At 32.8% G+C, this 16,338-nt stretch carries 11 protein-coding genes; all 11 read right to left on the bottom strand.

Annotation, left to right across the window (positions count from 1 at the left end):
* Window positions 1-14: 14 nt before the first annotated feature.
* A complete protein-coding gene (locus AC2TDS_RS06970) occupies window positions 15-4,106 on the bottom strand; it encodes an FIDD domain-containing protein (RefSeq protein ID WP_484738381.1) in 4,092 nt (1,363 codons plus the stop codon).
* 33 nt (window positions 4,107-4,139) lie between these two features.
* Window positions 4,140-8,696 (bottom strand): T9SS type B sorting domain-containing protein, encoded by a 4,557-nt coding sequence (locus AC2TDS_RS06965; RefSeq protein ID WP_484738380.1) that lies wholly within the window; start codon window positions 8,694-8,696, stop codon window positions 4,140-4,142.
* Window positions 8,697-8,744: 48 nt separating this feature from the next.
* Window positions 8,745-9,593 (bottom strand): ABC transporter permease, encoded by an 849-nt coding sequence (locus AC2TDS_RS06960; RefSeq protein ID WP_484738379.1) that lies wholly within the window; start codon window positions 9,591-9,593, stop codon window positions 8,745-8,747.
* 14 nt (window positions 9,594-9,607) lie between these two features.
* Entirely contained in the window at window positions 9,608-10,504 is an 897-nt protein-coding gene (locus AC2TDS_RS06955) for an ABC transporter ATP-binding protein (protein ID WP_484738378.1), read from the bottom strand.
* Window positions 10,505-10,609: 105 nt separating this feature from the next.
* Window positions 10,610-11,308: a response regulator transcription factor gene (locus AC2TDS_RS06950; RefSeq protein WP_484738377.1), complete on the bottom strand. Its 699-nt coding sequence runs from the start codon at window positions 11,306-11,308 to the stop codon at window positions 10,610-10,612.
* 14 nt (window positions 11,309-11,322) lie between these two features.
* Window positions 11,323-12,891, bottom strand: a complete 1,569-nt coding sequence (locus tag AC2TDS_RS06945) for a sensor histidine kinase (RefSeq protein WP_484738376.1) — start codon at window positions 12,889-12,891, stop codon at window positions 11,323-11,325.
* A 108-nt stretch (window positions 12,892-12,999) separates the two neighbouring features.
* Window positions 13,000-13,593 (bottom strand): dephospho-CoA kinase, encoded by a 594-nt coding sequence (coaE, locus tag AC2TDS_RS06940; protein ID WP_484738375.1) that lies wholly within the window; start codon window positions 13,591-13,593, stop codon window positions 13,000-13,002.
* The gene (locus tag AC2TDS_RS06935) at window positions 13,593-14,522 is read right to left on the bottom strand and encodes a CdaR family protein (RefSeq protein ID WP_484738374.1); all 930 of its coding nucleotides are present in this window, start codon (window positions 14,520-14,522) and stop codon (window positions 13,593-13,595) included. Before AC2TDS_RS06935 ends, coaE begins: the two co-directional genes overlap by 1 nt.
* A gap of 45 nt (window positions 14,523-14,567) precedes the next feature.
* On the bottom strand, window positions 14,568-14,888 hold the full coding sequence (gene yajC / locus AC2TDS_RS06930; RefSeq protein ID WP_484738373.1) for a preprotein translocase subunit YajC: 321 nt from the start codon (window positions 14,886-14,888) through the stop codon (window positions 14,568-14,570).
* Between the two features lie 9 nt (window positions 14,889-14,897).
* Window positions 14,898-15,362 (bottom strand): DUF1573 domain-containing protein, encoded by a 465-nt coding sequence (locus tag AC2TDS_RS06925; RefSeq protein WP_484738372.1) that lies wholly within the window; start codon window positions 15,360-15,362, stop codon window positions 14,898-14,900.
* Window positions 15,363-15,399: 37 nt separating this feature from the next.
* A complete protein-coding gene (nusB, locus tag AC2TDS_RS06920) occupies window positions 15,400-16,338 on the bottom strand; it encodes a transcription antitermination factor NusB (protein ID WP_484738371.1) in 939 nt (312 codons plus the stop codon).

The raw sequence follows: 16,338 nt of genomic DNA, 5'->3' as shown, positions 1-16,338 counted from the left end.
AAAAATTAGTTACGTCATTTTCTCAATAAAGAAAAATGCCCATTATGTTGGTGTATTTTTCCTGTTCTATCAATTAGCTGAATTCTAAACCAATAATCATTAGAAGGCAAGACCTTTCCATTGAAGGTGCCATCCCATCCTTCCTCATCAACTGGAATAGTTGCTACAGGTTTACCATACCTATCAAAAATAAAAATATCACTGGAAGGGTAAAAGCTAGAATTGGCTCCTTTAACTTTCCAGGTATCATTATACCCATCGTTATTTGGGGTTAAGAATTTCGGATATTGTATAACAGACACGTCTAATGTAGCATCCGGTAAACAGCCATTTTTATCGTTAACGATAACGGTGTAAATTCCTCCACTAATATCATTAAATAATGGATCATCCTGAAAAGGTGTTTGAATGCCATTTTCGTCAGTAATAGCGAACTGATAATCACCAATACCCAGATTGTTGTTTTGGGTGATAATTTTTATAGAATAGGTATCTAAACCATTATTATTAGTGTCATCAATAATAACAATATCGTCGTCATTTAGTGTAGGGCTGATAGATTCGTTGACTACGATCTCTCTACTTCTTTGACATCCAGTACCGTCTTTCATGGTAGCAGTTACTACATAAGTGCCTCCTTGAGTTACGTCTAAGAAAGCTTGATCACTCAGTGTATTAGGGTTTCCTTTTAAGGTCCATATATAATCGTAAATCGCTAAAGGATTAATAGGTTCTAAACGAGTTTGTGGATTATTTAAACAAACAATTGTGGGTGTTTCAACAGAAAAAGAAGGTAAAGGGTTAATTTGAATATTAAAAGTTAAGTGATCATGAACGCAGCCAGTTTGTTGATTAACCACACGCACATATATTGTTTGGTTGTTAGCCGTATTTTGATATTGATTGTCATTTATAGGGTTACTGCCTGACGCGGCATCAGATACTGTTTCATGGAAAGAGACGATGAATTTATGATGATCGGTTGTACTATAGTTACCTAAAATTTCTGGAACTTTATTGATAAGACTAATATCACCGTTTATACCATTGGCATCATCATTACTTGAATCACTTTCATTATCACAATCTACATAATTGTTAATGTTAATAGGTATGTTTGGTTCAGGGTGGATAACTAATTGAAGCGTAGTAATACCATATCTACACCCAGTTGTTAGGTTAACAATGCTAATGAATAAAATTTCAATAGCAGGATCATCACTGGTAAGGTTGGCAGGGAAATTTGTTGTGGTAGGATCGTTAGCATAATTAGTTTTCGATAATGGATTGATACCATCTATGGCGTTTTGCATAGTTTTATGATAACTTACCTCGTATTGATTTGGATCTCTACCGTTTAATACATCTAGATCTCTGTCTGCTAAAACAATATTTTGTGCTATTCTATTCCTAGGGTCACTATCACTAATAGTTGGAATATCACAAACTTCTATATCAGGAATAGTATTTGTAATTGTTGGTAACGGGTGTATGATAATATCGAAAGTCAAGTGATCGTTAAAGCACCCAGTTGTATTATTTACCACTCTAACATATATGGTTTCTCTATCTTTTATAACGTTAGTATAATTTAGGTCGTTTACTATAGCGTTAGCACCTGTATTAGCATCTGGAGCATTGGTGTGAAAAGTTACCGTATACTCTAAAGGCGATTGCGTTCCAAGTATTGGATTAATATAATTAGTAAGGTTAATATTGCTATTAAATCCGTCGTCAAAAGCACCACTATCAAAGTCATCACATAACTCGATATCGTCAATAGGGTTTACTGTAGGTATAGGATCAACATTTAAGGTGATGTGATGTCCAAACCCTAAACAATCATTATCTAATTCACTATCAACACGAACGTATATATTTTGTGTTGAAGGATATCCAATATTTCTGTAATTAGAGGTATCTGTTATTTGATTTATTTCAGCTGCAGCGTCTGCTTCATTTCTATAATAAGTAACATTGATTTGTTGTCCAACGGCGATGAATAAATTTCTTATTTCAGTGTCAACAGAACTAAAATCAAAAGAACTAATACCATCAGTATCATCATTATCGACATTGTTGTTCCCGTTTTCATCTAAGAAATCATCACATACATTAAATGTTCTGAGGAATGTGTTAGGAATACCTGTAGTTGAAACAATTAAATTAACTTCAGAAATTCTGCTACATCCATTTATGTTTGTAACTGTTGCCCATATTTTATCAGTTGTAGGTGTTTGGTTTGCATATACTGTAGTATTTGCAATAGGAGCATTGTTATTTTGTGCATCAGTTAATGATTCAAAAAACGCAAATGTTTCATTTAGATAATTATTCGAAATATCACCTCTAGCTTCTTCTAGATTAAAATCAGCAAATGCATCTGTATCATTATCACACTGTTTTAATTCAACAACATTGTTTATGGTAGGTAAGGCGTTTACAATTAAATTAAAAGAAACAGAACTGTCATTACATAAGGGATTGTTATTATTTTCAACTCGCACATAAATGGGCTGAGAATTCGCATTTTCATTTCTGTACGGAGTGTTTTTGTCAATGACATCGGTAAATTTATCTGTTTGAGCACCAATTAAAGTTGTGTGATAAGAAACAGTGTATAAGATAGGATCTAAACTACCTAAAATCTCAGCATCTTTAGTTTGTAATACATAATTGTTATAGAACCCATCAATGTCTCCACCATTCATAGCATCATCACAAGCTTCATAGTTAATAGGGGTTTGAGGAAATGGGGTAGTTGTTAGTGTTAGGTCAAACGATGTTCTGACAAAGCAATTTGGAGCATTTTGATTACGTATCTCAACGTAAATATTTTCATTGGGTAATGTGTTTATATAGGTACTAGGATTTAAAATTTGATCCGTATATAAATCGTCTGAAAAGTAAAAAACTTCAAAAACTAAGGGATCCTGCCCGTTCAAAATTTCATCAGCTTTTAATGTTAAATCTATGTTTGAAATGAGATCGTTATCTGGATCACAAATAATAAGGTCAGATATGCTCGTATTGTTTATTGGAGCTTCAGAGAATTCTAAGTATATGTCATCACTGTCAGAACATTCATCCAATGTAATTTCACACGTATACGTCCCATTTCCTAGATTTGCTAAATATGACTGATTGACAGCTCCGGTAATGGCAACTCCATCCTTATACCATTGATATGAGTTTCCATCTAGGTTTGAAGTTAATAATTGTCCACCACCACAAACAGAATTATTGTTGGCTATAGTTAAATCATCGCCTAAGTCCAATCCTAATCTAAAACTACCTTTCTCAAGAAAAACAGCAGTATCAAATTGGTCATCTATAAAATCAGCAATGACTAATTTAATATGATATTTTTGGTTTGGGATAACCTCTGCAGTTGCAGTCAAAACAACCGTTCTTCCATCAAAATTAGTGTCTCCTAGGTTGCTACCTGCAAAATATTCTTCGTTTTTTGCGGGACACCCTGGAGTAAATAGAATTTCACCGTGAATATTAGTTACGCTTACTGGGGTGTCAGTATCTGGAATTACGGCAATATTTTGATAATCTGTATCTGCATCTGTTTTTAAGAGAAAAGCAAAACTATCTGCATAATTACAAGGGAAATTCTGTTGATATTCCTCGGAGGCCATGAGGTATCTAAAACTTATTTGTTCAGATTTAGGAACAAAATCAAATTCAATTGAACTTGCATCGCGAATATCTACAGCAGATATACCTAGTGAATTGCTTAAGTCAGTGTCTCCATTACCTGTTGATACATCTGAAAGATCGGTTAAGCCTACTTCACCAATAGGAAAAGCTCTTCCTGAAGTTAATATTATCCCTTCTTCAAATGGAAAATCACTACCTGCTTCTCTCTTGAAGTACCCGTAGCTTTTTGTGGTGCGATCTTCTGGGTTTCCACTTACTGATGATGTTATATTTGATACGTCTGAACATCCTCCTTCGATAAGTACGTTTGTTATTAATTCTTCAGGAGAAAATGTAGATTCAGTATCTGTTGCTTGATTGACCTTTACAGTCTGTGAATTTGCAAAATATGTGGTATTAATAAATACGTAAATAAAGATTAAATGTTTAATTTTCATTGACGGAGGCTTTTTTGTGTTTTTTTTAAATTATTATCTTCTTAGTAAAGAGAAATGCCCATTGTGTTGATGTACTTTTCCATTTCTGTCAACTAGCTGAATTCTAAACCAGTAATCATTAGAAGGTAAGGTTTTTCCATTGAAGGTACCATCCCATCCTTCCGCATCAATTGGAATAGTCGCTACAGGCTTTCCATATCTGTCAAAGATAAAAATATTACTGGAAGGATAAAAACTAGAATTAGCTCCTTTAACTTTCCAGGTATCATTATACCCATCGTTATTTGGGGTTAAGAATTTCGGATATTGTATAACAGACACGTCTAATGTAGCATCCGGTAAACAGCCATTTTTATCGTTAGCGATAACGGTGTAAATTCCTCCACTAATATCATTAAATAATGGATCATCCTGAAAAGGTGTTTGAATGCCATTTTCGTCAGTAATAGCGAACTGATAATCACCAATACCCAGATTGTTGTTTTGGGTGATAATTTTTATAGAATAGGTATCTAAACCATTATTATTAGTGTCATCAATAATAACAATATCGTCGTCATTTAGTGTAGGGCTGATAGATTCGTTGACTACGATCTCTCTACTTCTTTGACATCCAGTACCGTCTTTCATGGTAGCCGTTACTACATAAGTGCCTCCTTGAGTTACGTCTAAGAAAGCTTGATCACTCAGCGTATTAGGGTTTCCTTTTAAGGTCCATATATAATCGTAAATCGCCAAAGGATTAATAGGTTCTAAACGAGTTTGTGGATTGTTTAAACAAACAATTGTGGGTGTTTCAACAGAAAAAGAAGGTAAAGGGTTAATTTGAATATTAAAAGTTAAGTGATCATGAACGCAGCCAGTTTGTTGATTAACCACACGTACATATATTGTTTGGTTGTTAGCCGTATTTTGATATTGACTGTCATTTATAGGGTTACTGCCTGACGCGGCATCCGATACTGTTTCATGAAAAGAGACGATGAATTTATGATGATCAGTTGTACTATAGTTACCTAAAATTTCTGGAACTTTATTGATAAGGCTGATATCACCGTTTATACCATTGGTGTCATCATTACTTGAGTCACTTTCATTATCACAGTCTACATAATTGCTAATATTAATTGGAATATTAGGTTCTGGATGAATAACTAATTGAAGGGTAGTGATACCATATCTGCACCCAGTTGTTAGGTTAACAATGCTAATAAATAAAATTTCAATAGCAGGATCATCACTGGTAAGGTCGGCAGGGAAATTTGTTGTGGTAGGATCGTTAGCATAATTAGTTTTCGATAATGGATTGATACCATCTATGGCGTTTTGCATAGTTTTATGATAACTTACCTCGTATTGATTTGGATCTCTACCGTTTAATACATCTACATCTCTGTCTGCTAAAACAATATTTTGTGCTATTCTATTCCTAGGGTCACTATCGCTAATAGTTGGAATATCACAAACTTCTATATCAGGAATAGAATTCGTAATTGTAGGTAAAGGGTGTATGATAATATCGAAAGTCAAGTGATCGTTAAAGCACCCAGTGGTATTATTTACCACTCTAACATATATGGTTTCTCTATCTTTTATAGTGTTGGTGTAATTTAGAAGGTTTACTATAGCGTTAGCACCTGTATTAGCATCTGGAGCATTGGTATGAAAAGTTACGGTATAATTTAAAGGTGATTGCGTTCCAAGTATTGGGTTAACATAATCAGTAAGGTTAATATTGTTATTAATCCCGTCATCGAAAGCTCCGCTATCAAAGTCATCACACAACTCAATATCGTTAATAGGGTTGGCTGTAGGTATAGGATCAACATTTAAGGTGATGTGATGTCCAAACCCTAAACAATCATTATCTAAATCACTGTCAACACGAACATATATATTTTGTGTTGAAGGGTATCCAATATTTCTGTAATTAGACGTGTCAGTTATTTGATTTATTTCAGCTGCAGCGTCTGCTTCATTTCTATAATAAGTAACATTGATTTGTTGTCCAACAGCGGTGAATAAGTTTCTTATCTCAGTGTCAACAGAACTAAAATCAAAAGAACTAATACCATCGGTATCGTTATTATCAACGTTGTTGTTACCGTTTTCATCTAAGAAATCATCACATACATTAAATGTTCTGTTAAATGTACTAGGGATACCTGTAGTTGAAACAATTAAATTAACTTCAGAAATTCTGCTACATCCATTTGTGTTTGTAACCGTTGCCCATATTTGATCCGTTGTAGGTGTTTGGTTCGCATATACTGTTGGATTCGCAATGGGAGCATTGTTATTTTGTGCATCAGCTAGTGATTCAAAAAACACGAATGTTTGATTTAGATAATCATTCGAAATATCACTTCTAGCTTCTTCTAGATTAAAATCGGCAAATGCATCTGTATCATTATCGCACTGTTTTAATTCAACAACATTGTTTATGGTAGGTAAGGCGTTTACAATTAAATTAAAAGAAACAGAACTATCGTTACATAGGGGGTTGTTGTTATTTTCAACTCGCACATAAATCGTCTGAGTATTGATGTTTTCATTTCTGTACGGAGTGTTTTTGTCAATAACATCGGTAAATTTATCCGTTTGAGCACCCACTAAAGTTGTATGATAAGAAACGGTATATAGGGTAGGGTCTAAGCTATCTAGTACTTCTGTGTCTTTAGTTTGTAATACGTAATTGTTATAAAACCCATCGGTGTCTCCGCCATTTATACTATCATCACAGGCTTCATAGTTAATAGGTGTTTGAGGTTGGGGTTGCCCCGTTACATTTAAAGAAAATGTTTTAATGTCATAACACGCATCAGATGCCAATATGTTGTGCATTCTTACATAGATGGTTTGACTGCTAAATGCCGTAGGATTGGTATAAGGATTCGCTAGTGCATTGGCAGTATTGTTACTGTCAGCGTCGGTTTGAGATAAGTAATATACAACTTCAAAAATACTTGGATCTTGACCATTTAGAACTTGAGGAGTTACATTACCCTGTAAATCGAATGAATTAAATCCATCATTATCAACGTCACAAAAATTAATATCATTGGGAGGGGTAGCTGAAGTAGCGGGGTAAACTTCTACTTTAAAAACACCTTCTTGTTTAACGACATCACCACAGTCATCCATTAAAGATACGGTTAGTTTATATTCTCCCGCGTTATTGGTGTTTAAGTTATTTAAGTTTAGCACTAAGTTGTTGGATATAACCGAAGTATTCGTTCCGTCGTCAAAGGTCCATTCATAAACAATATTATTACCAGATACAGGATCAGGGGCAATAGTTTTGGAGTCTCCAATACAATATTGCAGTGTTTTATTGTTAACAGCAGTTCCAGTAGATTGATCTTTAATTTCAATGGGTAATAATAAGGATGAAATAAAAGGAGGAAGACCTTGGGTAGATTTTTTCCCATTGAGGTAAATAGCATCAGTAGTAAAGATAACATCACTAGCTTCCGCATCCGGATTTTCAATTACATCCAGATGGGTGGCAAACCCAGCAGCATTATCGTAGGTTTGAGGTATTGTGGCATAAATTTGACCATTTGGAGCCAGTTGTAATGCTCCTCTAAAACCCGCTTGTTGATGAATTAAGGTTTTTGTTCCTGTAACATTTGATTGAGATAGATCAAATTGAAATAATTTGTAGGTACTTGGGTTGAAAATAGAGTTTGTGAAAAACTCCGTTGTTGATACATATAGCTTTTGTGAGTTTCTTGAAAACTCTACACCGTATGCTTGACCATCAAGGCCATTTAGGAGCATTGTAGGGGTGTTTGTGACTTGTCCTGTATCGCTGTTAAAAGGATATAATATAGCTTGAGAATTATCTTGATTAGCGATTACAAGTTTCGTTCCGTCTGGTGATAATTTTAGATATCCTCGTCTCGTCAGTACGCCTCCTACGGAGGAAATAACGGGAGTGTAATCTATGCCATTAGTATCGATTTTGTAAGCATAAAACTCATCGAATGAAGAAGAAACGACCCAATAAGTATTACATTCTTTACCTCTTACGGCAGTTACTTTTTCAGTCCATTCATTGAATCTTCCATTAGATAAGTCTCTAAAATATTGTCCATCGTTGTCTTCGTCAATTAATTGCCCTAAACCTGTATTTAAAGACATGTCAATAGTATAAACATTAAACCCTTTACCCGATTCAATTAGAGCACCTGTCATGGGGTCATAATTAGGGCCATCATCAACCGTAAACAAATAATAGGTATTGGTTGATTTAGGTTTCGGAATAATCATTCCTGATTGACTACTTGATGGGTTCCCTTTTAAATCATTTGCTGGGTTTCCATTGGTATAGGTCATAACAGAATGATTTTTATCCCATACAGTAATTCCATCTGAATAGAACAATAAGTTACCATTAGAGTCTGAGAAAGAAGAACATCCTTCTAAAGTACTTAATGCTCCATCAGTTAAAGAAGTTGGTGGAGTTGTACTAAAATCAATACCAGCATTTTGTCCAAAATACCAAAAGTTGGCTTGGTTTTGAGCTGATATAAAACATGTCGTTAAAAGTGTAAGTAGTGTAAGTAGTGCAAGTAGTTTTTTCATCGTAAATAATTCGTCCCAGTTTACGACAGCTAAACTACTTAAAACCCACTATAAATCTCTTTTTTTTAACAAAAAATATGAAAGATATACAAAAATTAGGCTCCATACTAGAACGATAAAAATATTTGTGAAGTTCACAGAATAGTCTTTTGTTATTTGTGCACCTATTTGATTTACCACTGATTTTACGGCACCTAACCTTGAAAATGGCTCCTTAATTAAGTTAGACATTGATTCAAGTGGAAAAAACTGCATGATGCTATTAACCTTATTATCAATACCCGTGTCAAGATGCTTAAAATTCCAAAACAGATAACCTTTTAAAAGACTTTCAGCAAAAAACCATACAATCATGGCAGCCACAGCAAAGGCAGATCTTTTAATTAAAATACCCAGGAACAGACCAAACGAAAAGAAGCCTGTAAGTTTTATGAAAAAAGCGAATAGATACTCTAAATCTGAAAAAATAATAGCCAGTTCATTGAAATCAGAATATATTAATCCTAAAATAAGCGAAACAATAAATACAAAAATCGTTGAGAGCAAAGAAAAGGTAAGTACCGTATAAAATTTTGAGAGTATAAATTCTTTTTTACTGAGTCCATCAATTAAATTTTGTTTTAAAGTTTTAAAACTGTATTCATTTGACATCATCGAAACGATGACCAATAATAAAAAAAACTTAAAAATAGCTGCGATATAGGTGGTAAAATGCCAAATATAAGGGAAGTTAAAAATCCCTTGATCCATTAAGTTAAATTTAACTGGACCAATCTCGAATTTAATAGCAGCTACTAAAGCGATTGATGTTAATAAGCCGAAATATATAAAAGATAGAACTCTACTAGCTCTATTGTGTCTTAATTTGTATAATTCAATATCTAAAAGTCGAAACATAGTGGTTATTGTGTTTATTCGTTGGTTAGGTCTAAAAATTGTTGCTCTAAGCTAGGTTTGCGTTTCACCAAATGCGATACAGATATTTGATTTTCGAATAAATAGTTATTTAGTTTCGAGGCAGCAATGTCATTTTCAAGTTGTACGATAATTAAATCTCCATCAATACTCACACTAGCGGCTTCATGATAGTTTTTTAGAACATTGATGAGGTTATCGATGTTTCCATCTGCTTTTAATTCAATGATACCGTTTGAGGCTACCATGGTTTCAACTCGTCCATTATATAATTTCTCTCCTTTTCTTAAAACAATTACATGAGTACAAACTTTTTCCACTTCATCTAGTAAATGGGAGGCTAACAAAATAGTAGTGCCATTTTTAGCTATTTTCTTTATTATTTGTCGAATTTCATGAATTCCTTGTGGATCTAGACCATTTGTTGGTTCATCTAAAATTAATATTTCTGGATTGTTTAGCAGGGCAGAAGCTATGGCTAAACGTTGTTTCATCCCTAAAGAGTAGGTTTTAAACATATCATTTTTTCTTTCGAAAAGATTTACCGTTTTTAACTTATCATCGATATTACTATAATCAACACCTTTTATTTTACAAATTAAGCGTAAATTTTGAACGGCTGTCATGTAGGGGTAAAAGTTTGGTCGTTCTATAATTGCTCCTACTTTTTTTAAGGCCTCATGAGTAGATATATTTCCGTTAAACCAACTAAATGAACCAGACGTTTCATTGACTACGTTTAAAATAATACCTAGAGTAGTTGACTTTCCACTTCCGTTAGGACCTAATATTCCGTAAATATTCCCTTTTTGGATATCGAAAGATAGATTTTTTACAGCTTGTATTTTACCGTAATTCTTATTGAGATCTTTAATAGATATGATTGTTTCCAAGGTTCTAGTTTAGAGAGTTATGTTATTTAGACGATTAACTATTCTTTTTGTTACAAAAAAAGCTTCCTAAAGATAAGGAAGCTTTTTAATTTTGTATTAGGTTTCTTATGTTTTGTCTATTAACCTAAAACCTTCACCGTGTATGTTTAAAATTTCAACGCTTTCATCACTTTTTAAGTACTTTCTTAGCTTTGCAATATAAACGTCCATACTTCTTGAGGTAAAGTAGTTGTCATCTCTCCAAATTTTAGTTAAAGCTAACTCTCTGGGCATCAAATCATTTTTGTGTATAGCCAACATTCTGAGCAACTTGCTTTCTTTTGGAGATAATTTTTGAGGTTCTCCCCCGTTTAATGATAAATGGCGAAGTTTTGAGTTAAACTCAAAATTCCCAATTTTAAACTCAAACTCCTTGCTTTCTGTCGATTTTTCACTGTCTTTTCGTTGTAAGATTGCTTTAATCTTATGCAGTAAAACCTCAGAATCAAAAGGTTTGTTTAAGTAATCGTCGGCTCCTACTTGATAACCTCTTAAAACATCTTCTTTTAATGTTTTAGCAGTTAAGAAAATAATAGGAATCTCCTTGTTTGTTGTACGAATATCTTCTGCCAGCGAAAAACCATCTTTTCGCGGCATCATAACATCCAAAATGCACAAATCATATTCTGCATTTTTAAACATTATTAATCCGTCAATTCCGTCCTTAGCATGAGTTACGTTGTAATCATTAAGGGCTAAATAATCTTTAAGAACGGTTCCGAAATTTGGATCGTCCTCTACTAATAAAATTTTTTTACTTCCCATTGTATCCTTTCATTTTATATTAATGGTAATTTTACTGTAAATGTACTTCCTTTATTTTTCTCACTTTCAACATAAATGGTACCTTGATGGTTATCGATTATCTCTTTAACATAAGCTAATCCTAAACCGTGGCCTTTCACGTTATGAATATTTCCTTTGTGCTCTCTATAAAATTTATCGAAAACATATTTTTGAGCATTTCTACTCATTCCTATTCCTTTGTCTTTTACCTTTAAGATAAAAAAATTATTTGTATTTTCTGTAAAAATGTCAATTTTTGGTGCATCTTCAGAATACTTAACAGCATTTTCTAACATATTGACTACTACATTGGTTAGGTGAAATTGATTTCCTAAAACTTTAGTAGTTATTGCTCCGAAATGTGTTGAAACACTTCCTTCTTTACTGTTTACTAATAATTGTATATGTTCAATAGCCTCTTCAGTAATGTCGTGCATGTCTATGCTATCCTTACTAAGATCTACTTGATTTTTTTCTAGTTTTGAAATTCTAAGGACATTTTCAACCTGACCATGCATACGTTTATTTTCGTCACGAATCATTTGCACATACCTTTTAACCTTGACTTCATCATTGATGATTTTAGGGTTTTTAATGGCGTCTAAAGCTAGATTAATGGTAGCGATAGGGGTTTTAAATTCGTGCGTCATATTATTAATAAAATCAGTTTTTATTTCTGATATTTTTTTTTGTCGTACTAACTGATATAATGAGGTAGAGAACGCTGCAATAATTATACCAATAAATAATAATGAAAGTAATAAAATCTTCATCATACCAGATAATAAATTTTCACTTTTGTTAGGGAATTTAACATAAAGTTTGTATTTACTGTTTCCGTCATCATCTTCTAAAAGAGGGTAGTAAAAATTATCTTTAGGTTGTATGGTGAAATATCCAGATTTTAGAGGGGTTGCGAAACCGTCCTCATACACACCATATTTGAATTTTTGTAGTATACCTCTTTTAGCAAATTCATCTTTTAATGTTCTTTCTAATTCTTTATTGCTTATTCGTTGGTGTATAGGGGTGTAAATTTTACTTTGCTTGAATACGTCTTCTAATTGCTTTTGGAACAATTTATCATATGTTCTGTAGGTGGAGAATCTGTTTTCTGTAATGACCGGTTTGAAGTCTTTATTTTGCGATGTTATTTCTTGTGAAAAATAAACATCCTCTTTCCCGGTAAACCGCTTGATTAAAATAGAGTCATTATTGACAAAATTAGAAGGAATTTTAAAGTTTTCTTCTAAAATCGTACTTCCAAAGGTAAATCGTTGCTTGTTTGTAGTGTCAATGCGTTGAAATAGATAACTCTTTATTTCTGCATTTGTTCTTAATTTATTGTCTTTTAAGAACTGCTCATGGGTTAATATAAATTCTTTATACTCTCTTTCTTTTATCTTTTCGGAAGTTTTAGCCAAAGCAATGGTAACATTGTTTCCAAACTGCTGTTGTTTGTTCTTTATGGCATCTTTAATCCAATACACCTGAACAGAAATAATTCCTATTAAGGAAATGCTCATTAAAACAACAATAATTACGAAGATTTTTTTACCCATTGTTCAAAAATAGATGATTAAGGTGACGTGTAATTTTCTTTTAACGTAGATTAACATACAGATGTTTAATTTAAGAAAATTTTAAGAGAAATTTAAGGAATTAACAAATTATCCTATCTTATTTGTTAAAAAATTATGAACCTTTAGAATCTTGTTTTTCGTATCCTTCAAGTTTATGTTATGTACTACGTAATGAGATTGGATTAATTTTTTAGAATCTTTCCATTGGTTTTCCACTCTTTTTTTTACTTCTTCATAGGTAGCGTTATCTCTTTTTATAACTCGTTGGATTCTAAGTTCAAGAGGAGCGGTTACTGTAATTATTTTATCACAAAGTAAATGACTGTTATTTTCGAATAAAATAGCATTCTCATACAATATATGCTTTTGGTTTTTATGATTGCGTTTTATAAAACTTTGAAGGTGCTCATGAACAACTGGGTGTACAATACTATTGAGTAAAGTCAGTTTTTCTTTATTGTTAAAAACAATGTTGGCGATATATGGTCTATTGAGCTCATCGTGTTTATAAGCGTCTTCTCCAAATTCGTTAATAAGTTTGCTTTTAATTTCATCTGAGTGACTCATTAACCTTTTGGCTTCTATATCTGCGTTATAGATCGCTATATCATTAAATTTAGAAAATATGTTTGCAACGGTAGATTTTCCACTACCAATGCCACCTGTTAAACCTATAATCATTATTTGTGTATTAAAAAGTCTATTTTATTAGGAAACATTCTAACCGAAGAAATTAATTCCGTCTTAATATTTATAGTAGGGACTAAATAAGATAGATTCTTCTTGACCGATTGTTTGTAATCACAAAAAACATCGAAAGAGTTCGCGTTTACTTTGTTAAAGTTTTTTAACCCTACTTTATAGGTAACAGTTACTGTTTTAGGAAAGATGTTAATACTTTCGTTCTTAGGTAAGTTTTTGATAGTAATAGGGACCTCTATTTTACCTTCCGTAAACTTGTCAATATTTAATTTGATAGAAGCAGTATGATACCTTGCTTTTATTCTTTCTGGTAGTTTGATACTTAGTTTTTCCGAGATGTTATCTGAAATGTTAAGCAAATCTATTTTTTCAGTATACACCGCATTAATGTTCTTTAAGTCTTTTGCTGTTCCAGAGAGAAGGATAGAGTCTGGTGATATTTCAATAGGAGCCGCTAAACCAAAACCTTTTTTATAGGTGATATTTAACATTGGTTCTACACGAACATTTTTTGATTGTAATTTGCTGATTTTAAAGTGTATTGAGTCTTGTGAAATACTCACAATAGTAAGCCCTGATTTTAGTTGCTTTTGAATTTCATTTTTATGATTGCTGGATAATAAATAATAGTTGTCACCCGTTTTTTTTTGAAGCTTTTTTAGGTCTAATAAAAGTGTTTTACTGGTGAATTTAGCACCGATTAACTTAAAACCATTACCTTTTATTGTGATGTTAATGGTACTTCGAGGAGTGTTTTGTATTATTTTATCCTGATCTAAATTCTGATATTTTATCGATAGACTTATGTCTGTTGTATACTCTTTAGAAAGGTTCATTAAGAGCCAGAACAATAACGAAGCTGTCAAGAAGCCTATGAATGCTTGAGGAATGTTAAAAGCTTTTTTCACATTATTGTTTTAAAGAAAAAAGTGAGCTTTCGCTCACTTAAAATATTATTTTTTTATTTCGGTATTGTACTTTTTACTAAGCTCCATCGATATGGCTGACCGCTCGAATTTTATTTTGCCAGCGCCAGTTTCTATAGAAATGGTATTGTCGTTTTCATTAATGTCAACGATTTTACCGTGAATTCCACTAGAGGTAACGATTTTTGCTCCTTTCTTTATCGAAGTTTGGAATTGTTTTTCTTTTTTTTGACGATTCATCTGAGGACGAATCATAAAAAAGTATAAAACACCGATCATTAAAATATAGGGAAGCATGCTCATGATTCCTCCTCCGCTTGCTTGTAAAAATATTAATTGTGATAGCATATGTATATATTATTTTTTTGCTTTAGGTGTTACCATACCTGTTATTTTTACTATTTCTCTACCATTTTCGGTGTTTGTGTGTAAGGTAACAGATTTTGATTGTTTGTTTGGTTTCCCGTTCGTATTAAAGCTCACTTCAATATTTCCGGTTTCACCTGGGGCAATTGGTTCTTTTGGCCATACAGGAACTGTGCAACCACAAGTCGCTTTTGCATCTGTAATCACTAGATCAGATTTTCCTGAATTCATAATCACAAAAGTTGTTTTTACTACTTCTCCTTCCGCTACCGTTCCGAAATCAAAAACCTCTTTGTCAAACTTTGCTATTGGAGCGCCTTTGTTAATTTCACTGTCTCGTTTTTGAGCACTAGCGATATTCTCTTTTTTTATTTTAGCCTTAGCGTTTCCTTCTCCACAAGAAATAAAGAAACACGTCGAGGTGGCAAGCGCTATTGTGAATATTATTTTTTTCATGATAAAAAATTTTATTTAATGTAAAAATACTAATTTATTATAACAAGCCTCTGCCAATTTTAACCATAGTATTGGTAGCTAGATATTCCTTTGCTAGTTTATCTAATACTCCGTTTACAAAGTAACCACTTTTATTTGTTGAGTAATCTTTAGCTAACTCAATATATTCATTTATAGTTACTCGGCTTGGTATTGAAGGAAAATGTAAAAACTCAGTAATTGCCATTTTGATTAAAATCATGTCAATATCAGCAATTCTATCCGCTTCCCAGTTCGGTGTTTTTTCTTTGATGTCTTCATCGTATTTATGATGATGCAGTACTGCTTTCTTGAATAAATCTGAAACAAATTGTTTGTCGTCATCATCTTTATACAAGCTACCTAAGATAAAAGGATTTTTGATACTTTGTTTATTGAGTGTTTTGAGTACCCAAGTATTCACAAATGGCATATCATCAACCCAAGAAATCATCTTGTCTTCAAAATAATCTGCTAACTTTTGATTCGGCGCAATAATGTCTCTAAAAAAATTGATCACAAAACTACGATCTACATTGTAAGAGTCTTCAACGGTGTCCATGTATTTTGTGTACAGCTCACTGGTTAGCAGTTCCTCATAAATGATTTTCACGTATTCACTATCTGTTTCCCAGTAGTTTAATTTATGTAGCTCAACATACCCTTCCAAACTAATGCTTTCGGCAAGCATGCTTATAAGTCTATTGTTAAGGAATTTGGTGTTTGGGTTTAAGTCTTCTTTAGTCGCTAAAATTTTCTTTTTTGAAAGCCTAATTCTTTTTCTTGCTAATTTTTGAACTTCTATTAGCAGTTGTAGATTTAAAACATATAAATCAAACATTTTTTGAATACTATACTTTAAGAATTTTTCTTCTTTGACTAAATCATCACTGTCTGATTGTTGCATGGCATAAACCGATTGCATCACTTTAACTCGAATATGTCTTCTATTTATCAT

Source organism: Tenacibaculum profundicola, assembly GCF_057220795.1.
The sequence above is the reverse complement of the archived record's forward strand: the minus strand, read 5'-3'. Positions and strand labels throughout refer to the sequence as shown.